This is a genomic window from Brenneria sp. L3-3C-1 (assembly GCF_016456245.1).
In the GTDB taxonomy this organism is placed as follows: domain Bacteria; phylum Pseudomonadota; class Gammaproteobacteria; order Enterobacterales; family Enterobacteriaceae; genus Brenneria.
Genome location: NZ_JAEMHF010000001.1, coordinates 1,123,960 through 1,142,805, shown reverse-complemented (window position 1 = coordinate 1,142,805; position 18,846 = coordinate 1,123,960). Strand labels below are relative to the sequence as shown.

The 18,846-nt window shown below is 57.1% G+C and carries 18 protein-coding genes; 6 read left to right on the top strand and 12 right to left on the bottom strand.

All coding sequences use genetic code 11. The annotated features are described in order from the left end of the window. Positions 1-5: 5 nt before the first annotated feature. From JG725_RS05125 to bioA, 6 genes are all read right to left on the bottom strand, one after another. Positions 6-1,703, bottom strand: a complete 1,698-nt coding sequence (locus tag JG725_RS05125; RefSeq protein WP_199376930.1) for an NAD-dependent malic enzyme — start codon at positions 1,701-1,703, stop codon at positions 6-8. Between the two features lie 184 nt (positions 1,704-1,887). Then, positions 1,888-2,775 (bottom strand): cytidine deaminase, encoded by an 888-nt coding sequence (cdd, locus tag JG725_RS05120; RefSeq protein ID WP_172289108.1) that lies wholly within the window; start codon positions 2,773-2,775, stop codon positions 1,888-1,890. 215 nt (positions 2,776-2,990) lie between these two features. Further along, the gene (locus tag JG725_RS05115) at positions 2,991-3,686 is read right to left on the bottom strand and encodes a CidB/LrgB family autolysis modulator (RefSeq protein ID WP_172289109.1); all 696 of its coding nucleotides are present in this window, start codon (positions 3,684-3,686) and stop codon (positions 2,991-2,993) included. Continuing rightward, positions 3,686-4,093, bottom strand: a complete 408-nt coding sequence (locus JG725_RS05110; protein WP_172289110.1) for a CidA/LrgA family protein — start codon at positions 4,091-4,093, stop codon at positions 3,686-3,688. The genes JG725_RS05115 and JG725_RS05110 overlap by 1 nt, the downstream gene beginning before the upstream one ends. 234 nt (positions 4,094-4,327) lie before the next feature. Beyond that, positions 4,328-5,122, bottom strand: a complete 795-nt coding sequence (locus tag JG725_RS05105) for a glycoside hydrolase (RefSeq protein WP_199376928.1) — start codon at positions 5,120-5,122, stop codon at positions 4,328-4,330. A 597-nt stretch (positions 5,123-5,719) separates the two neighbouring features. Beyond that, positions 5,720-7,009, bottom strand: a complete 1,290-nt coding sequence (gene bioA, locus JG725_RS05100; protein WP_199377226.1) for an adenosylmethionine--8-amino-7-oxononanoate transaminase — start codon at positions 7,007-7,009, stop codon at positions 5,720-5,722. 95 nt (positions 7,010-7,104) lie between these two features. Here bioA and bioB point away from each other — a divergent pair, with 95 nt between their 5' ends. The 4 genes from bioB to bioD are packed head-to-tail and all read left to right on the top strand — an operon-like array spanning position 7,105 to position 10,751. Then, entirely contained in the window at positions 7,105-8,142 is a 1,038-nt protein-coding gene (gene bioB, locus JG725_RS05095) for a biotin synthase BioB (RefSeq protein ID WP_199376926.1), read from the top strand. A 39-nt stretch (positions 8,143-8,181) separates the two neighbouring features. Further along, positions 8,182-9,330, top strand: coding sequence for an 8-amino-7-oxononanoate synthase (bioF, locus tag JG725_RS05090; RefSeq protein WP_199376924.1), 1,149 nt, complete (start codon positions 8,182-8,184; stop codon positions 9,328-9,330). Beyond that, positions 9,320-10,081, top strand: coding sequence for a malonyl-ACP O-methyltransferase BioC (gene bioC / locus JG725_RS05085; RefSeq protein WP_199376922.1), 762 nt, complete (start codon positions 9,320-9,322; stop codon positions 10,079-10,081). The genes bioF and bioC overlap by 11 nt, the downstream gene beginning before the upstream one ends. After that, complete coding sequence (bioD, locus tag JG725_RS05080) at positions 10,074-10,751, top strand: dethiobiotin synthase (RefSeq protein ID WP_172289115.1); 678 nt, start codon at positions 10,074-10,076, stop codon at positions 10,749-10,751. Before bioC ends, bioD begins: the two co-directional genes overlap by 8 nt. 569 nt (positions 10,752-11,320) lie before the next feature. Here the strand turns inward: bioD and JG725_RS20790 are convergent. Then, the gene (locus tag JG725_RS20790; protein WP_255556133.1) at positions 11,321-11,455 is read right to left on the bottom strand and encodes a hypothetical protein; all 135 of its coding nucleotides are present in this window, start codon (positions 11,453-11,455) and stop codon (positions 11,321-11,323) included. A 34-nt stretch (positions 11,456-11,489) separates the two neighbouring features. Here JG725_RS20790 and uvrB point away from each other — a divergent pair, with 34 nt between their 5' ends. Next, complete coding sequence (gene uvrB, locus JG725_RS05075) at positions 11,490-13,499, top strand: excinuclease ABC subunit UvrB (RefSeq protein WP_172289116.1); 2,010 nt, start codon at positions 11,490-11,492, stop codon at positions 13,497-13,499. A 34-nt stretch (positions 13,500-13,533) separates the two neighbouring features. Beyond that, a complete protein-coding gene (locus JG725_RS05070; RefSeq protein ID WP_199377224.1) occupies positions 13,534-13,974 on the top strand; it encodes a glyoxalase in 441 nt (146 codons plus the stop codon). 42 nt (positions 13,975-14,016) lie between these two features. Here the strand turns inward: JG725_RS05070 and JG725_RS05065 are convergent, their stop codons facing one another. The 5 genes from JG725_RS05065 to JG725_RS05045 are packed head-to-tail and all read right to left on the bottom strand — an operon-like array spanning position 14,017 to position 18,843. Beyond that, positions 14,017-15,561, bottom strand: coding sequence for a class I adenylate-forming enzyme family protein (locus tag JG725_RS05065; RefSeq protein WP_172289117.1), 1,545 nt, complete (start codon positions 15,559-15,561; stop codon positions 14,017-14,019). Then, positions 15,558-16,346 (bottom strand): VOC family protein, encoded by a 789-nt coding sequence (locus JG725_RS05060; protein WP_199376920.1) that lies wholly within the window; start codon positions 16,344-16,346, stop codon positions 15,558-15,560. Before JG725_RS05060 ends, JG725_RS05065 begins: the two co-directional genes overlap by 4 nt. A gap of 10 nt (positions 16,347-16,356) precedes the next feature. Next, positions 16,357-16,773: a PaaI family thioesterase gene (locus JG725_RS05055; protein WP_172289119.1), complete on the bottom strand. Its 417-nt coding sequence runs from the start codon at positions 16,771-16,773 to the stop codon at positions 16,357-16,359. 37 nt (positions 16,774-16,810) lie between these two features. Next, positions 16,811-17,827, bottom strand: coding sequence for a zinc-binding alcohol dehydrogenase family protein (locus JG725_RS05050; protein ID WP_199376918.1), 1,017 nt, complete (start codon positions 17,825-17,827; stop codon positions 16,811-16,813). A gap of 23 nt (positions 17,828-17,850) precedes the next feature. Next, entirely contained in the window at positions 17,851-18,843 is a 993-nt protein-coding gene (locus JG725_RS05045; RefSeq protein ID WP_172289120.1) for an ABC transporter substrate-binding protein, read from the bottom strand. Positions 18,844-18,846 lie beyond the last annotated feature (3 nt).

Genomic DNA, 18,846 nt, shown 5'->3' with positions numbered 1-18,846 from the left:
TGTGCTTAGAACGAGGTGCGTTTGTAGTTACGGTACTGCGGTTGCCAAAAGTTTTGCGCGATGGCTTTTTCCAGCGCGTCGGCGGAGGTCACCATCGCCACGCCCTGCAACTGCGCTACTTTAGCGACTTCCAGCGCAATGCGTTTCGACACGCTCTGAATATCCGCAATATCCGGCAGCAACGCGCCTTCGCCATTATTGGCCAGCGGCGAGCAGTCTGCCAGCGCCCGGCTGGCGGCCATCAGCATACCATCGGTAATGCGTTTCGCCCCGGCAGCCAGCACGCCTAACCCAATACCCGGGAAGATAAAGGAGTTGTTGCACTGGGCGATCGGGTACACCTTATCCTGATAGATTACCGGACTGAACGGGCTACCGGTCGCCACCAGCGCGGCGCCGTCGGTCCAGCGGATAATGTCTTCCGGACGGGCTTCCACGCGGGAGGTCGGGTTGGACAGGGGCATCACGATGGGACGGGCGCAGTGTTGGTGCATCTCGCGGATGATCTCTTCCGTAAACAGACCCGGCTGGCCGGAAACGCCGATCATGATGGTCGGTTTGGCGTTACGCACCACTTCCAGCAGGGAAATCGCATCGCTGGCCTTTTCCCAGTGGGTCAGCAGTTCGCTTTTCTGCACCAGCTTGCTTTGGAAATCGAGCAGGTTTGGCAATTTGTCGGTCAACAGGCCAAAGCGATCGACCATGAAGACGCGGGCGCGGGCCTCCTCTTCGCTCAAGCCTTCGGATTTCATCTGCGCGATGATCTGTTCGGCGATGCCGCATCCGGCGGAACCGGCGCCGAGGAACACCACGGTCTGGTCGCGTAGCTGACTGCCCGCGGCGCGGCTGGCGGCAATCAGACTGCCCAGCGTCACCGCGGCGGTTCCCTGTATATCGTCGTTGAAGCTACAGATCTCATCACGGTAGCGGTTCAGCAGCGGGGTGGCGTTTTTCTGCGCGAAGTCTTCGAACTGTAGCAGCACGTTCGGCCAGCGACGTTTAACCGCCTGAATAAATTCGTCGACGAATTCATAGTATTCGTCGTCCGTTATTCGCGGATGACGCCAGCCCATATACAACGGATCGTTCAACCGCTGCGGGTTGTTGGTGCCGACATCCAGAACCACCGGCAGGGTATACGCCGGGCTGATGCCGCCGCAGGCGGTATACAAAGACAGTTTACCGATCGGAATGCCCATCCCGCCGATCCCCTGATCGCCCAGCCCCAGAATCCGCTCGCCGTCGGTCACCACGATAACTTTTACATTCTGCTTGGTGGCGTTTTGCAGCATATCGTCGATATGGGCGCGGTTAGGGTAGGCGATAAACAGACCGCGCGCCCGTCGATAGATATCGGAAAAGTGCTCGCAGGCTTCGCCAACCGTCGGCGTATAGATAATGGGCATCATTTCGCTGAGGTGCGCGTCCAGCAAACGGTAGAACAGCGTTTCGTTCGTATCCTGGATGTTGCGCAGGTAAACGTGCTTATCAATATTGCTTTTAAACTCTTGGTATTGTCGCCAGGCGCGTTCGGCCTGTTCTTCAATGGTTTCAACCGCTTCCGGCAATAAACCGTGCAAATTAAAATCAGCGCGCTCTTCTTCGGTAAACGCGCTGCCTTTATTCAGTAAGGGAAATTCAAGAAGTATCGGGCCGGCATAAGGGATATAGAGAGAACGCTTACTTTCGTATTCTAATTCCATGATTTTTTTTACTCTTTGGAGGGAACAGGAGTCAATTCAAAGGATAACATCAGACTATTGTCGCCCCAGATCTTAAATTACCCATAAAATATGTACAGAAAATGTTAATTAAAATAGTTACAGATAACTTGCAATTGAGCGTAAAAAAAGCTGTATCGATTCAACCTTTCCTGTACGTATTGCTCTAGTCCACGAAATATACGGCAACATTTTTACAGCCGAGTTCGGTCAGCAGCGTTTCGCCCCTCTCCCAGTGACGAACGGCGGCGTGGCGGCGTTCGACGACGGCGGCCTTGCGTATCGCCGTATGCGCCTCGCCCGCCAGGTTCATCAGATTAAGCGCAACCTGCACCGGCGGAAGGCTGGGATTGAACGCCGCATTTTCAGCGTAACGGCCGGTATAGACATTTCCATTGACCGTTTCCAGCGCCACGCCGCTTATCGCCTGGCTGTACGGCGCGTAGCTGCGGTTGGCCGCTTGCAGCGCGGCAAGGGCCAGCGGGTCTTTATTCGCCAGCGTATGCGCATGGTCTACCTCGTCCATTAATCGGGCGCTGATATTCAGATCGACGGGGCCGAATGCGTCAGGCAGGTAATGGCCGAGTACGGCGGGCTGGCGCCCCGGCAACTGAATACGCAGAGAAGAGGCGGCGTTCAGTTCATTCATAAACTGCCGACAATGACCGCACGGCGTGTAGTTTACCGTGACGGCCGTCAGTTCCCGTTCATTGCGTAACCAGGCGTGGGCGATCGCGCTTTGTTCGGCATGTACCGTTTGCTGAAGGGGAACGCCGGTAAACTCCATATTAGCGCCGAAATAAAAATTGCCACTGGATCCCTGCGCGATGGCGCCTACCTGAAAACGAGAAATCGGCGCCAGCGCACAGGCGGCAGCCAGCGGTAACAAGGTAAAGGCGAGCGTATTCGTATCCTGCCGGGCGGCATCGCCCAACGTTTTCACTTCATCCGCGGTCAGCATGGCGGCGAAATCCGGCCTGCTGAGAATAGGCGCAAGCGCGAAGCGCAGACGGTCAGGGAGTTGTTGAAATGCTTCATCAAATCTCGGGTGCATATCGGCTTACTCTTTTACCAATCAATGAACGTTATGTTAAGCAGCAGATTAGCAATAAAACGTGATTTTGATCGCGTTACATTTGAAAGGATTGAAAGATGGCCGTCAAATATGTGAGGTATATCGATTTTTTTTGCATCGCTGCGATGCACAGAAAAGCGGGTTAAGCGCTCAGGCCCTTAACCCATGACCCGGTATCCGCGAATAAGCCGGATTTACCCTAAAAGGCCGACCAGTACGGGGAAAATAAACGGCGCCACCAGCGAAGTGATGATCCCGCAGATAACCAACGCCAGCGAACTGAAAGCGCCTTCCTGAAAATCGACTTCGGCGCAGCGCGCGGTGCCTAACGCGTGTGAGGCCGTCCCCATGGATAAACCGCGTGCGGCTTTGGTTTTAATGCCAATGCGGTCGAACAGGCTGTGCCCTAGCACGGCGCCCAGAATGCCGACAAAAATCACGCAGACGGCGCTGATGGCGGGAATACCGCCGATAGAGCTGGCAACGGCCATGGCAATCGGCGTGGTAACGGACTTCGGCAGCACGGAGGCCGCAATCTCGGATGAGGCGCCCATCCACAATGCCACCGCGGTGCCGGAGATAATGGCGGCAAGGCTGCCGATAAAACAGACGCTGATGATGGATTTCCAGCGCGCCCGGATCTGGTGAAGCTGTTCGTATAGCGGAAAGGCCAGCGCGACAACCGCGGGCTGAAGCAGATCGTTAAGCACCTCGCTTCCCTTAAAGTAGTGGTCGTAAGGGATATTCAGCAGCAGCAGCAAGGGAATAATAATTGCCATCGAAATCAGCAACGGGTTCAACAACGATATTTTTGTCACTATCGCCAGCTTACGGGCGGCAAAAAAGACTAACAGAGTGAGTGGCAATGACCACCACAAATAGGCGAGCATTATTCTTTATCCTTAGTGAGCGGGTTGTCCGCGCTAATGGCTTGTTCGCGTTGCATCAACTGCGTGCTGTAACCGACGACGATCATCACAATGAAAGTACTGACCAGGCAGGAAACGACAATCGGGCCAAACTGTTGGCTAAGCAGGTCGTAATAGTTCATGACCCCCACGCCTATCGGCACAAACAGCAGCGCCATATGGCGGATAAACAAGTGACAACCGGGTTTCACCCAATCCGGCGGTAGGATCTGCATAGCGAGAAGGAAGAAGAGGATCAGCATACCGATGATGCTGCCTGGAATAACCAGCGGGAGTAACGCGGATATCGCATTGCCTGCCAGCAGGCAGAGGTAAATCAATGCGAAAGCGCGTAAATATTTCCAGCAAAGAGTGAGGGTATTACGCATGAGACATTCCTGATTAACGGATGAAATCATCATAACGCTAATGGAATTGGTGTGCCATAGATCACAAGTTTTCCTTGTCGTCGGATGGCGGGGCAGGGTTAAATTCAGGCGGTTAGTGAAGAGGGCATGCTGCCGGCTTGATGGTTTGTACGTACATCACCGGTTCATTAAGGTAGGCCCGGGGATCTCGGGCCTACAGGCGACGTTGTCGGCAACTTCCCGCGTATTAATGCGTTATTTCACATTGACGCTCCAGTTTGAAATCGTCATAGAACCGGCGCCTTGGTAGATCTCGGTGCCGAACTCAACGCTGCTCACGTATTTGGCGTTGTTCATCCATTTTTTGTTATTGACCAGATAGTCGGTAAAGTTTTTGATATTCAGCGAGGCTTTGCTGGTGTTGGCGGTGCGGACAAACGAAAATACGTTCCAGCCTTTTCCGTTTCCGGCATCCAACCAGCCTTTACTGACTTTCCAACGGGTGCCGCCGATATTGACCGTTTCAATATAGGTTCCCAGCGGGCCGGCCTGGGTGTTGTTCAGCCAGATCATCAATTCGTCCGTGGGCGTGGAACTCCAGGTGGCTTTGTCGGTGTTGTGAAACCAGATGTCATAGGCGGCGTTATAGGTTCCTTTGGCCTTGATTGAATAGGTGACTTTGGTATTGATGTTTTTATTGCTCGCCAGTTTGGTCGGAAAGCCGCTGCCGGCGGTATAGCCTGCCGTCCAGTGCCAGCCGCTGACTATTGAAGGGTATCCCTTGACCGAAGAGGTGGTGCTCGGCCAGTTCCATGTCCAACCCATGTTGGTAGCGCTGTTATAGGTGATGCTTTGTTTCCAACCCTTAACGCTGTCTTTGCCCCACGCATTATTGAACAAATAATATTTATTTTGCGAAAAATAGAGCTTATCCGCGTCTTTTGACGATGTAACGGCGGAAGCATGCAATGGGGCGAGTAAGATTGAAAATATCAGAATGGACAACAGCGGGCGTAATAATAAAAAGCTGCTTTTAATCAGCATAAACATAGATTATCTCCTTGATAAAAACGACTGCTCGGGTATTCCTGAAATATAATTTACCATAATTTTTTATGACGATAATATTTTATTTAAACAAAAAGATAATTGGATTTAATTATTATTGGGTGAAATCTGGTGTTTATTTGTAAATAATAAATAGGATAAGGAATCATATTGTTGTTATCAATGTAACAATATTGAATAATAATAAGTATTTACGGAACTTATATTGATATGTTGTGAATGGATACTGGGGTTAAACGCCAATATTAAATCATTACCATATGAATTTTATTGATTTTTATCGATGGCGCCTTGCGCGGAGAAACGGCTGAACAATCGCAAAATAGAATGCGAGCTGGTTAATATTTATATTTTCTGCTTTTTTATTATTAGTTGGGTTGACGTTGCTTAACCGAGGGGCCGGATTTTGCTAAAAAATAACCATCCGCCAGCATATTTTGGATGCGATATTACTAATTTATGGGCTAAATAATTTACATGGAAATAATAATCTAGATAGTGATAAAGCAATCAAAAAATAAGATGAAAATAGTCAAGCAGGCAACGGATAAATACGGCGGCATTACTGCGCCGCCGTATTTATATAGCGAACAAATGATTCTCTGAAACGGCGCTGCCGACCGCATCGGTAAGCTGGCGTAACGCGTCGGGCTGAATGATAAACGGCGGCATAAGGTAGATCAGTTTACCAAACGGCCTGATCCAGACGCCGCGCTCAACGAAAAAGCGTTGCAGCCGCGCCATATTGACCGGACGGCGCGTCTCCACCACGCCGATGGCCCCCAGTACCCGCACATCCGCCACCTCCGGCGCGTCGGCCAGTGGCATCAGCGCCTGGCGCAACTGCTGTTCGATGGCGGCAACCTGCCGCTGCCAGCGGTTTTCCGCCAGCAGCGTCAGGCTGGCGTTGGCCGCCGCGCAGGCCAGCGGATTCCCCATAAAGGTCGGGCCGTGCATAAAACAGCCCGCCGCGCCGTTGCTGATGGTTTCCGCCACCGGGCGGGTGGCGAGCGTGGCCGAAAGCGTCAGATAACCGCCGGTCAGCGCTTTGCCTAAACACATAATGTCCGGCGCAATGTCGGCATGTTCACAGGCAAACAGTTTGCCGGTGCGGCCGAATCCGGTGGCGATTTCATCGGCAATCAGCAGAATACCGTAGCTATCGCACAGCGCCCGCACCCGTTGCAGATAACGCGGATGGTAAAAACGCATGCCGCCGGCGCCCTGCACGATGGGCTCCAGAATAATGGCGGCGATGTCTTTCGCGTGCTCGGCCAACAGGGTGCGCAAAGGAAGAATATCCTCCTCCCGCCACGGGTCGTCAAATCGGCACTGCGGCGCGTCGACAAACAGATGAGCGGGCAGATATCCCTGATACAGACTGTGCATCGAGTTTTGCGGATCGCATACCGACATCGCCCCGAAAGTGTCGCCGTGGTAGCCGTGACGCAGCGTCAGAAAACGCTGCCGCGGTTCGCCGCGCGCCTGCCAGTATTGCAGCGCCATTTTTAGCGCCACCTCGACGGCGACCGAGCCGGAGTCCGCCAGAAAAACGCACTCCAGCCCGGCCGGGGTGATATCCACCAGCCGACGACATAGCGACACTGCCGCCGGATGCGTAATGCCGCCGAACATCACATGCGACATCTGGGAAATCTGCTGCTGTAGCGCCTGATTAATATACGGATGGTTATAGCCGTGGATCGCCGCCCACCAGGAAGACATTCCGTCGATTAGACGGCGGCCGTCATTGAGCTGAAGCTCGACGCCGGAAGCCGATACCACCGGATAAACCGGCAACGGCTGGGTCATTGAGGTGTAGGGATGCCAGATATGGCGTCGATCAAAGGCTAACTGTTCCGGGGTCATCATACGTTAACGTAAACCAATTTAACTTCTATTTGGTTGACAGTATAGGCGGTTAATTTAAACTGACGAAGTGTTTTTATTTTGGAGATGCCGATATGGCCGACCGCCGTTACTGGACGCTTGAGCAAGCGCAAAACCTATTCGATAGACCCTTTCTGGAACTGATGTTCGAGGCGCAACAGGTTCATCGTCAGCATTTCGATCCCCGTCAGGTACAGGTCAGTACGCTGCTGTCGATCAAAACCGGCGCCTGCCCGGAAGATTGCAAATACTGTCCGCAAAGTTCCCGCTATCGTACCGGCATCGAAACCGAACGGCTGATGCAGGTGGAACAGGTGCTGGAATCCGCCCGTCAGGCCAAAGCGGCCGGTTCGACCCGCTTCTGCATGGGCGCCGCCTGGAAGAATCCCCATGAGCGCGACATGCCGTATCTGGAGCAGATGGTGCAGGGGGTCAAAGAACTGGGCATGGAAACCTGCATGACGCTGGGTACGCTGAACGGCGAGCAGGCCGCGCGTTTGGCCTCGGCCGGGCTGGATTTTTATAATCATAATCTGGATACCTCCCCGGAGTTTTACGGCAGCATTATCACCACCCGTAGTTATCAGGAGCGGCTTGATACGCTGGATAAGGTGCGTGACGCGGGTATCAAAGTCTGTTCCGGCGGCATTGTCGGTCTGGGTGAAACGGTGCGCGACCGCGCCGGGTTGCTGGTGCAACTGGCCAATCTGCCGACGCCGCCGGAAAGTGTGCCGATCAATATGCTGGTCAAGGTAAAGGGGACGCCGCTGGCCGATAACGAGGATGTCGATCCGTTTGATTTTATCCGCACCATCGCCGTCGCCCGTATCATGATGCCTTCCTCCTATGTGCGGTTATCCGCCGGGCGCGAGCAGATGAGCGAGCAGACGCAGGCGATGTGCTTTATGGCCGGCGCCAATTCCATATTCTATGGCTGCAAGCTGCTGACGACGCCGAACCCCAAAGAAGATAAAGATCTGGCGTTGTTCCGCAAGCTGGGGCTGAACCCGCAACAGGTCGGGATCGAATACGGCGACAACCAACAGCAGCAGCGACTGACCCGGCAGTTAACCCATGCCGACACGGAACAGTTCTACAATGCGGCGGTATAGGACGTTGTCGTGGTGGGGTAAGAAAAGCCGGACGGGAACATGAGCTGGCAACGGCGCATGGCGCTGGCGTTGGAAAAACGTCGTCAGGATGATGCCTACCGCACGCGCCAGGCCAATCAGGGAGGCAATAGCCGTTGGCTGACGCAGGACGGACAGCGTTACATCAACTTCTCCAGCAACGATTATCTGGGGTTGAGCCGTCATCCGGAGATTATCCATGCCTGGCAGCAGGGCGCGGCGCGGTATGGCGTCGGCAGCGGCGGCTCCGGCCATGTCACCGGTTATACCGATGCGCACGCGGCGCTGGAGCAACAGTTGGCCGACTGGCTGGGCTATCCGCGCGCGCTGCTGTTTATTTCCGGCTATGCGGCCAATCAGGCGGTGGTGGCGGCGCTGATGCAGGACGGGGATCGTATTCTGGCGGATAAGCTGAGCCATGCATCGCTGCTGGAAGCCGCCGTTCATTCGCCCGCGACATTGCGGCGTTTCACCCATAATGACCCTGCATCCTTACGGCATCTGCTGGAAAAACCCGGCGCGGGGCAAACGCTGGCGGTTACCGAAGGGGTATTCAGCATGGACGGCGATAGCGCGCCGCTGAAACCGTTGTATGGGCGCTGTCGCGAACGCGGCGCATGGCTGATGGTGGATGATGCCCACGGCATCGGCGTGCTGGGGGATGAAGGGCGGGGAAGCTGCTGGCGGCAGGGCATTCAGCCTGAGCTGCTTATCGTCACCTTCGGCAAGGCCTTTGGCGTCAGCGGGGCGGCGGTACTCTGCGCCGAACCGGTGGCCGAATATTTGCTCCAGTTTGCCCGTCATTTGATTTACAGCACGTCGATGCCCGCCGCCCAGGCCTGCGCGTTGAGCGCGGCGCTGAATTGCGTCCGGCAGGGGGATGCGCTGCGAGAGGCGTTGCAGCGCAACATCGCCCGGTTTCGATCCGGGTTGGCGACAGCCCCTTTTCAACTGATGAATTCCGGCAGCGCGATCCAGCCGCTGATCGTCGGCGAAAATGCGCCAACGCTGGCGCTGATGGCGCGCCTGCGTTCACAGGGGCTATGGGTCAGCGCCATGCGTCCGCCCACGGTGCCGCCCGGCAGCGCGCGTCTGCGCATTACGCTGACGGCGGCGCATCAGCCGGAAGATATCGATCGCTTACTCACGGTGCTGCGCCATGCTGACTAAAGCCCATAATAAGCAGGCCATCGCCCGGGCTTTCGGCCGCGCGGCCGACCACTACGATCGTTTTGCCGCGCTGCAACGCGCCAGCGGAACGCGGTTACTCAGTATGATTGCGTCTCATCACGGCTTACAGGTGCTGGATGCGGGCTGCGGCACCGGTTATTTCAGCCGGTGTTGGCAACAGCTGGGGAAAACCGTGACGGCGCTGGATTTGTCCGCCGACATGCTGGCCCATGCCCGCGAGCAACAGGTCGCGGACTGCTACTTACTGGGGGATATCGAAAATCTGCCGTTGGCGGATAACAGCGTGGATCTCTGCTATAGCAATCTGGCGGTGCAGTGGTGCGAGGATTTATCCCGCGCGTTGGCGGAGTGGCATCGTGTGACCCGGCCCGGCGGGGCGATTGCCTTTTCCACGCTGGCGGACGGGTCGCTGACGGAGCTGGCGCAGGCCTGGCGGCGTCTGGACGGCAGCCAGCGGGTCAACCGTTTCCTGCCGGTATCGGCGATTGAAGCGGCCTGCCGGCCGTATCGTTTTCAGCTTCATCAGGAGTGCGTCACCTGTTGCTTTCCCGACGTGCTGACGCTGATGAAATCGTTGAAAGGCATTGGGGCCACCCGGCTGCATCAGGAACGGCCGCCCGGATTGCTCAGCCGTGCGCGTCTGGCGGCATTGTCAGCGGCGTACCCGCGGCGGGAGGATGGCTATCCGCTCAGCTACCAACTGGTTTATGGAGTGATTTATCGTGATTAAACGCTGGTTTGTCACTGGCACGGACACCGAGGTCGGAAAAACGGTGGCCAGCTGCGCGCTGTTGCAAGCGGCGAATCAGGCAGGATACCGGACCGCAGGCTATAAGCCGGTGGCGTCCGGTTGTGAAATGACGCCTGAAGGGGCGCGCAACGGCGATGCATTACTGCTCCAGGCCAACAGCAGCGTACCGCTCGACTACCAGACCGTCAATCCGTTCGCGTTTGTTGAACCCACGTCGCCTCACATTATCAGTGCGGCGGAACAAAGACCGATCCCGCTGACGGCACTTTCCGCCGGACTGCGCGCGTTGGAGGCGCAGGCTGACTGGCTGCTGGTGGAAGGGGCGGGAGGCTGGTTGACGCCGTTGTCGGAACGGGAAACGTTTGCCGATTGGGTGGCGCGAGAGCAACTGCCGGTTATTCTGGTGGTGGGCATTAAGCTGGGCTGCATCAACCATGCGCTGTTGACCGCCCATGCCGTCGCGCAGTCCGGGCTGAAGCTATGCGGCTGGATCGCCAACGACATTGCATTGCCGGGAAGGCGGCATCAAGCGTATCTGGATACGTTACGGCAACGTTTGCCCGCGCCGATGCTGGGTGAAATTCCGCATTTGCCTGAACCTCGGCGGCGGTGTTTGGGGCCGTATATTGATTTGACGCTGCTGGATTAAGGCTTCCACCCTGATAACCAATACTTATCTTTATCCTCGATATAAATAGTTAGCGTATTATTTATTGCTAATTAATAGAAAAAACCTGCTTGATATCCACGCTTAGCCCTCGTCAGCCTTGAATGCGCATCAGGCTATCCGTTTTTGTTTTTAGCATTTTTCAGTTTAATACTTATGAAATAAATCGCAGAAAAAGGGTGAATAAAATCCATATCGGCAGCGATGTTTTATGACAGGCGTATTTCAGCAACTCAGGGCGGGTGCGGGATGGTGGGAGTTATCCACTATTTCTGTGGATAACTATGTGCATGAGGGATAGAAAAGCCATGCCAGACGAGAGCTGACGCGGGTTTTCGCCAGGTTGGCGTTATTCTCTGCTTTTTTATTAATTACTTTTAAATCATTGTGTTATTTAAAATCAAGTGTCTTTACTACGCTTTGCGCGTCGTTGCATAAATTAACGGCACTGATCATACCAGTAAGTTACCAAAATCATAATTCTGGGGATAAATAACCGTGATTTTTGCTGGTGGATTGGCACCTGATGTGCTAGCTAACCCATTTGCCGATTAATCATCCTGACGGGCGATAATTTCCTTGATGCTGTTTTTATATCCAGTATCATGACGGTGGAAAAGTCCGTGATTGGTTCTCATAATAACCTGAGTGTCCACGATCGCCGTCCGGTTCCATTTGCTTGCCATCCGGTAGCCCCATCCACGAGAAACGTATTCGACTATGAGTAAAGCATTCAAACTGAATTCCGAATTTAAACCGGCGGGCGATCAGCCGGAAGCCATTCGTCGTTTAAAGGAAGGATTAGAGGATGGATTGGCGCATCAGACATTGTTGGGCGTAACGGGATCGGGAAAAACGTTTACCATCGCCAATGTGATCGCCGATCTGAATCGTCCCACCATGGTGCTGGCGCCCAATAAAACGCTGGCCGCCCAGCTTTATGGCGAAATGAAAGCCTTTTTCCCGGACAACGCGGTGGAATATTTCGTCTCCTACTACGACTACTATCAGCCGGAAGCCTACGTGCCGAGTTCCGATACCTTTATCGAAAAGGATGCATCGGTAAACGAACATATCGAACAGATGCGGCTCTCGGCGACGAAAGCGATGCTGGAGCGGCGCGATGTGGTCGTGGTGGCGTCGGTTTCGGCGATTTACGGTCTGGGCGATCCCGATCTGTATCTGAAAATGATGCTGCATCTGACGCAGGGAATGATTATCGATCAGCGTGCGATTTTGCGGCGGCTGGCGGAGTTGCAGTATGCGCGTAACGATCAGGCGTTTCAGCGCGGGACGTTCCGCGTGCGCGGCGAAGTGATTGATATTTTCCCCGCTGAATCGGACGATATGGCGCTGCGCGTCGAACTGTTTGATGAGGAAGTTGAACGGTTGTCGCTATTCGACCCGCTGACCGGGCAAATTTTGCATACCGTGCCGCGGTATACCATCTACCCTAAAACGCACTACGTAACGCCGCGCGAGCGTATTTTGCAGGCGATGGAAGACATCAAGGTCGAACTGGCCGAGCGGCGCAGGGTGCTGCTGGAGAACAATAAGCTGCTGGAAGAGCAGCGGCTTAGCCAGCGCACCCAGTTTGATCTGGAAATGATGAACGAGCTTGGATACTGCTCGGGTATCGAAAACTACTCCCGCTTTCTGTCCGGGCGCGGCCCCGGCGAACCGCCGCCGACCCTGTTTGATTACCTGCCCGCCGACGGGCTGCTGGTGGTCGATGAATCTCACGTCACCATCCCGCAGATCGGCGGCATGTACCGCGGCGACCGGGCGCGTAAAGAAACGCTGGTGGAATATGGTTTTCGCCTGCCGTCGGCGCTGGACAACCGGCCGATGAAATTTGAGGAATTTGAAGCGCTGGCGCCGCAGACCATTTATGTGTCGGCGACGCCGGGCAAGTATGAGCTGGAAAAATCCGGCGGCGAAGTGATCGATCAGGTGGTTCGCCCGACAGGGTTGCTGGATCCGGTGCTGGAAGTCAGGCCGGTCGCCACCCAGGTGGACGATCTGTTGTCGGAAATCCGTCTGCGCGCCGCGGTGAATGAGCGGGTGCTGGTCACCACGCTGACCAAACGGATGGCGGAAGATTTAACCGAATATCTGGAGGAACACGGTGAGCGGGTGCGCTACCTGCACTCGGATATTGATACCGTCGAGCGGGTGGAAATTATTCGTGACCTGCGGCTTGGCGAGTTCGATGTGCTGGTGGGCATCAACCTGCTGCGTGAGGGGCTGGATATGCCGGAGGTGTCGCTGGTGGCGATTCTGGATGCGGATAAAGAAGGTTTTCTGCGTTCCGAGCGCTCGCTGATCCAGACTATCGGGCGCGCGGCGCGTAACCTGAATGGCAAGGCCATTTTGTATGGCGACAGAATTACCCCCTCGATGGAGCGGGCGATTAGTGAAACGGAGCGCCGGCGTGAGAAGCAGCAGGCTTATAACCTTGAGCATGGCATTGTGCCGCAGGGATTGAACAAGAAAATCGCCGACATTCTGCAACTGGGCCAGCCGAGTAACCGCGGCAAAGGCCGCGGTAAGAAAGCCGCCGAGCCGGCGGCCGGCTATCAGCTACTGACGCCGAAAGCGCTGGAGCAAAAGATCCGCGAGCTGGAAAGTAAAATGATGACCCATGCGCAAAATCTGGAGTTTGAAGAGGCGGCCAGCCTGCGCGATCAGGTTCAGACGTTGCGCGCGCAGTTTATCGCTATTTCCTGATGGATGATGTTAACCAAAACGCTGAGAGGTCATGATGGATATCGCCATACCCGGTGTGAAGGTGCTGTTTATTGCAGGCTTTGGCCCTATTGTTAAATCGGTTTCGGCCGGTTATGCGCTCTACGTGGATACGCTGCGTCTGCCGTTGAAGCCGATGGAGGGCAACAGTGATTACCTGACCACGGAGGCGTTGGAGGGCGCGAAACATTTTTCGCTGTGGCCGCTGGAGCAGGCCAGCCAATCCTGTTTCGGGCAGGATCGGTGGCCGGCAGAGTTGCCGATACCGCAAAGCTGGCTGGAGTTTGACGTTGCCGATATGGACGCGGCAACGCAGGCGATTAAACAACAGGGGTATCCGCTGCTGGTGGAAAACCGGCTGGAACCCTGGGGACAGCGGGTAACCCGCTTCCTCAGCGCGGAAGGGATGCTGGTCGGCGTGACCTGTACGCCGTGGCTGCGCGATCCCGCCCGGTAAACGCCCCAACCTAACCCGTCAGTGCGGCAAACCGCCGCGTGTTCACGGTAGATCAAGGGCTATGCCGGGGCGTTCGCCGCCGCCCGTCAAACCGGCAGACGTTATCCGCCGGGCGGCTTCGTCTTTCAGCGCGTTGCGATCGATTTTATTGGTGCCGGCCAGCGGTAAACGATCGACCAGCCAGATATGACGCGGATGCAGGTAGGCGGCGCCCTGCTGCAACGTGAAAGCCTTGAGCGTCTCGCTATCCGTCTGCTGACCGGCGCGCAAAACCACCCAGGCCACCGGCTTCTCGCCTTTAATCTCATCGGCCACCGGCACCACGCAGGCCTGCTGTACGGCCGGATGGCGCTCAAGCAGCTGTTCGACTTCGCTCGGATAGATATTTTCCCCGCCGCAAACGAACATATCATCGTGACGGCCGATGAAGGTGAAAAATCCCGCGTCGTCCTGACGGAATACATCGCCGGTGATGTAATAACCGTCCGGAGTGAAGGGCGAGGGGATATCCGGCCGTTGATGGTAGCCGAGCATCAGCGCCGGGCTTTTCAGTTCCAGTACGCCGCACTGGGACAACTGACCGTCTTGCGCGCGCAACCGCAACTGAACCTGGGGATGAGGGTAGCCGGTAGCCAGCGGCGGCAGCGGGCGTCCTTGCGGATGCGGGCCGAAAACCACCGGGCCGCCTTCGGTAGTGCCGTAGGCATTGATAATGCGCGCTTGCGGCAGTAGCTGGTTAATCTGGCTTATCAGGCTATCGCCGACCGGCGCCGATCCCATGCGCACCACCCGCACGCAGGACAAATCACTTTGCGCCAGCAGCGCTTTTTCCCGCAGCATCATGGCGATCATCGGCGGTACTGCCGTCAGCCAGCTACAGCGGTAGCGGTGGATGGCGCGAATATAGGCCGGCGCGCTAAACTGCGGCAGTATAACGGCGGTGACGCGGCTTGCCAGCGAGAGGAGGATTAGCGCCAGCGCGTTCATATGATAAAACGGGGCGGCGATCAGCACCCGTTCATTGTGCAGCTCGCGCGCGGCCAGCCGGGTTTGTACTACCCACAGGTGGCTGTCGTGGCTCAGAACGACGCCTTTGGGGACGCCGCTGGAACCGGAAGTATACAACAGCAGCGCGACGTCGTCGGGCCGCGCCTGCCAGGGCGTTAGCGGCCCCCAATCATAAAACGCCTCCAGGCCGTCATCGCTGAAGCTGACGTGCGGCGGCGGGCTGGCGATGCGCGCCAACTGTTCGTCGTCGCCAAACAGAAACCGCGCGCCGCTGTCCCGCAAAATGTGCTCAATCGCGCCGACCGGCAGTTTGATGTTGATCGGCACCGCCACCAGCCCGGCGCGCAGGATCCCCAGCAGCGCGGCGACATATTCTCCCGAGTTGAGCGCCAGAATAGCGACCTTTGCGCCGGGAAGGAAACCGCGCGCCAGCAGGGCGCGCCCGATGGCGTCCGCCTGGCGGTTGAGCTGGGCATAACCGAGTACGCGAGCGGGCCGATCGGCGTCCGCCGCGATCAGCGCCGGCGGTTGGCTGTCGCCGACGTCGGTGAATAGTACGCCGAGATTACGGCCGTTCATGGTAGAAACTCACATAGGCAGTTGAACGCCGGCAGCGCCACCAGCAGCCGCTCGGGCTGTTCGCTGAGCGGCAGCCCGAGCGCCCGGGCCTGCCTGGCGATAAGCGCCCGATCGCCGCCATGAAAGCGCATCGCCGCAAACTGGCTGTCGCGGTCGGGATCCGGCGTCAGCAAATGCCGATAGCGTTGCACGAAGGCGTCGCGGTGCAGGAAAGCCAGCTCAAAGCCCGGCGCAGGCGTGCCCAGCGCCTGATAGTCCCGGGCCAGCGATGCCGGATCGTCGGTGACGACGGTCAATTGGCTGATGCGCGTCACACCATTTTGATGGTGTTGCCATTCATCACGCCACACCAGCTCCGGAGTGTGGTGTTGGCAGAAATAGATCCGAGCGGCGCTGAAGCTGTCCGCCGGCAAATGGACGGTGCTAAAGCGTGCCTGCTGCCGTTGCCCATCGATGTCGACCGGCCGGGAGAAGGTGCGAACCGGTTGCGGGGTAAAGCCCGCGCGTTGGATCGCCGCGGCGCTGGCGGCAATATCCTGACTGCGAAACACCAATCCGTCGAGTCCGGCGGGGCCGGCCAGCAGTTCCTCGCGGCGCACCGGTTCGCCGGGCGGCAGCCCGAGGATTTCCAGATAGTGGTGGGCGAACATGACCAGATGGTTGATCGATCCCATCGAGTGATATCCCCGCGGCGTCAGGGTGAAGCCCAACTGGCTGAGCAGCGCCGCCGCGCTATCCGTTTCAAATTGGGCGTTGAGCACCAGATGGTCGAGGGATAACGTCATTGTCAGCTCCTCAGGCGGTGGCGGTGGAATAGAGACCGCGCCCGCTGGCAATCAGGCGTCCCTCTTGGTCGAACAGCTGTGCTTCGGCGCAGGACACCTGTTTACCCGTTTTGATCACCCGGCCGCGGGCCGTGAGGTCGCCGCGCGCCGGCCGGTGATAATCGACGTGCAGATTAAGCGTCGGCACGCCCCGGCCGGTATAGGAAACCAGCGCCCAGTCGGCGGTCAGATCGATAAGCGCGGCGAGGATGCCGCCGTGGGTGTATCCCCCGGCGGAATTCACCACCCATTCCTCGCGCCAGCGCGCGGTCAACTCGATTTCCCCTGCGCCCAGCGCCGTCACTTCCAGCCCGAGCCACTGGTGATAGGGGCCTTGCAGCAAACGCGCCTGCACATCGGCGGCACTCAGCGGTGTGGATTCGGCCATTAGCGTTACCTTTATCTGTAAGAGTTAGTATCCAAAATCAGGGCGTGACGATGACCTTGCCAAGCACTTCCCGATCGCGAATTAGCCTTAGCCCTTCGCCAGCCTGTTCCAGAGGGAGTACCCGGTCAATCAGCGGCTCGATTTCACCCCGATCCACCATGTCCAGCAGGGCGATCAGATTATCGGCATAGAAGCTGTTGGAACCTTTGACCGTCAGTTCGAAGCTCCAGATATAACGGAGATCTTCCTGCGGGTCGTACCCGGCGGTGGCGCCGCACACCAGCAGGAGGCCGCCGCGTTTCAGGCAGCGTAGCGAAGGCCGCCAGGTATCGCCGCCGGTGAAGTTGATCACCACATCGACGCCGCCTTCATAGCTGCGACGCTGCGGTTTACCGTAGGCGGCGATGGCCCATTTTGAGAAATCGTTCTCCCGGTAGTTGACCACGTGGTCAGCGCCCAGCGCCTTGAGCGCCTCGGCTTTTTCATGACTGCCGGCACAGGCGATAACCTCGGCGCCCAGCCGTTTGGCCAGCACCACGCAGGCGCTGCCGACCCCGCCGCTGGCGCCGAGGATCAGCACCCGATCGCCCGCCTTGACGGTGTTGTGCGTAATCAGCATGCGGTGCGCGGTGCCGTAAGCGACCGGCAAGGCCGCCGCCTGAGCAAAGCTGACGTTGTCGGGCAGGGCGATGAGCTGGGCGGCATCCACCCGCGCGTATTCCGCCATGCCGCCATCGGTCATTTCCCCCATCAGCCCCACGCCGGGCTTCAGCGGGTTGATCAGCACCCGATCGCCAACCTGCCAGCCGGTGACGCCGTCGCCGATCGCGCTGATGGTGCCGGCCAAATCCAGACCGGGCACCACCGGCAGCGGTATGCTAATGCCCGGCATGCCGCGAACGGTAAACACATCGTGATAGTTAAATGACGACGCCCCCACGCGGATCACCACATGCCCTGACGTCGGCGCCGGCCGGGGATGGTTGTCGATCACCTGTAGCTGGTCGAGGTCGCCGTGCTGTGTCAGTACCAGTGCTTTCATGGTGTTGCTCACATGATTTCTCCTGTCGCTAAGGGTTAATGGTCCAGAGGCTGAATGGATTTCGCCTGCTGGTAGGGCGCGGTCACGAACAGGTTGTCGCTCAACCGGCCTTTAATCGCGCCGCTGTCCACAAACACCTTGTGCTGTAACTTCAGCGTATCGATATCCGCCTGCTCGAACGAAACCCGGTTCATGCTTTCCCAGCGGCTGACATAGACCTCGGCGTCTTTCTGCGGCAGGTTGGCTTTTTGCTGGAGGATCTTAACCACTTCGGCCGGATGAGCCTGTCCCCAGCTCAGGGTGTCGCGCAGCGCGGCAATCACGCGGGCCACGGTATCCGGCTGCTTTTCGATCAGATCGCTGCGTACGGCGCCGATGCCGATGTAGGGAACGGCATCGCTGTCGGTGATTTTGCGCCATTCATCGGCAAAACTGCCCAGCGGTTTGACATGCAGTTCATCCAACTGGGCGATGGTGACCGAGCGCAGGGCGGCGGCATCCACCTGCTTCTGCGACAGAAACTGCGCCAGCCGCGATTCGTTACCGCCGATCAGCGAGAAATCCGCAGCGTTGATCGCGTAATTACTGGATAGAATGGCGCTGGCGATCACCGCCACCGACGAGCCCGCCGGGGACATACCGATCTTTTTACCTTTCAACTGCGAAAGCTGGGTAATGGGCGAGTCAACCGGCACTACGAACTGCACGTCGGCCGGTTGGGTGGCGGCAAAGATTTTCACCGGCACGCCTTCGGCGGCGGTGCTGAGGATACCCGCCAGCGGCGCGCCGAACGCCAGATCAATCGATCCCGAGGCCAGCGCTTTTACCGGCGCGTTAACATCAGGAAAGTGAATAAACTCGGCGTCAATGCCGTGACGAGCCAGAAAATCGGTGCTTTCCAGCACCGCGCCATAGCCGAGGCTGACGCCGCTGGTCCAGTAGCCGATGCGGACTTTTTCCGCCGCCCAGAGCGGTGAGGCAAACAGCGCCCCGGCGACCATCAATGCCGCCGTAATCATTGTTTTCATCGT

What these genes read in the sequence shown, in the direction of transcription:
- uvrB (WP_172289116.1), top strand. Translation starts at nt 11,490, where the DNA reads ATGAGTAAAGCATTCAAACTGAATTCCGAATTTAAACCGGCGGGCGAT.
- JG725_RS05055 (WP_172289119.1), bottom strand. Translation starts at nt 16,773, where the DNA reads ATGGCCGAATCCACACCGCTGAGTGCCGCCGATGTGCAGGCGCGTTTG.
- JG725_RS20790 (WP_255556133.1), bottom strand. Translation starts at nt 11,455, where the DNA reads ATGGCAAGCAAATGGAACCGGACGGCGATCGTGGACACTCAGGTTATT.
- JG725_RS05115 (WP_172289109.1), bottom strand. Translation starts at nt 3,686, where the DNA reads ATGCTCGCCTATTTGTGGTGGTCATTGCCACTCACTCTGTTAGTCTTT.
- JG725_RS05045 (WP_172289120.1), bottom strand. Translation starts at nt 18,843, where the DNA reads ATGAAAACAATGATTACGGCGGCATTGATGGTCGCCGGGGCGCTGTTT.
- JG725_RS05060 (WP_199376920.1), bottom strand. Translation starts at nt 16,346, where the DNA reads ATGACGTTATCCCTCGACCATCTGGTGCTCAACGCCCAATTTGAAACG.
- bioF (WP_199376924.1), top strand. Translation starts at nt 8,182, where the DNA reads ATGAGCTGGCAACGGCGCATGGCGCTGGCGTTGGAAAAACGTCGTCAG.
- bioC (WP_199376922.1), top strand. Translation starts at nt 9,320, where the DNA reads ATGCTGACTAAAGCCCATAATAAGCAGGCCATCGCCCGGGCTTTCGGC.
- JG725_RS05070 (WP_199377224.1), top strand. Translation starts at nt 13,534, where the DNA reads ATGGATATCGCCATACCCGGTGTGAAGGTGCTGTTTATTGCAGGCTTT.
- bioA (WP_199377226.1), bottom strand. Translation starts at nt 7,009, where the DNA reads ATGACCCCGGAACAGTTAGCCTTTGATCGACGCCATATCTGGCATCCC.
- bioB (WP_199376926.1), top strand. Translation starts at nt 7,105, where the DNA reads ATGGCCGACCGCCGTTACTGGACGCTTGAGCAAGCGCAAAACCTATTC.
- JG725_RS05105 (WP_199376928.1), bottom strand. Translation starts at nt 5,122, where the DNA reads ATGTTTATGCTGATTAAAAGCAGCTTTTTATTATTACGCCCGCTGTTG.
- JG725_RS05110 (WP_172289110.1), bottom strand. Translation starts at nt 4,093, where the DNA reads ATGCGTAATACCCTCACTCTTTGCTGGAAATATTTACGCGCTTTCGCA.
- JG725_RS05065 (WP_172289117.1), bottom strand. Translation starts at nt 15,561, where the DNA reads ATGAACGGCCGTAATCTCGGCGTACTATTCACCGACGTCGGCGACAGC.
- JG725_RS05125 (WP_199376930.1), bottom strand. Translation starts at nt 1,703, where the DNA reads ATGGAATTAGAATACGAAAGTAAGCGTTCTCTCTATATCCCTTATGCC.
- cdd (WP_172289108.1), bottom strand. Translation starts at nt 2,775, where the DNA reads ATGCACCCGAGATTTGATGAAGCATTTCAACAACTCCCTGACCGTCTG.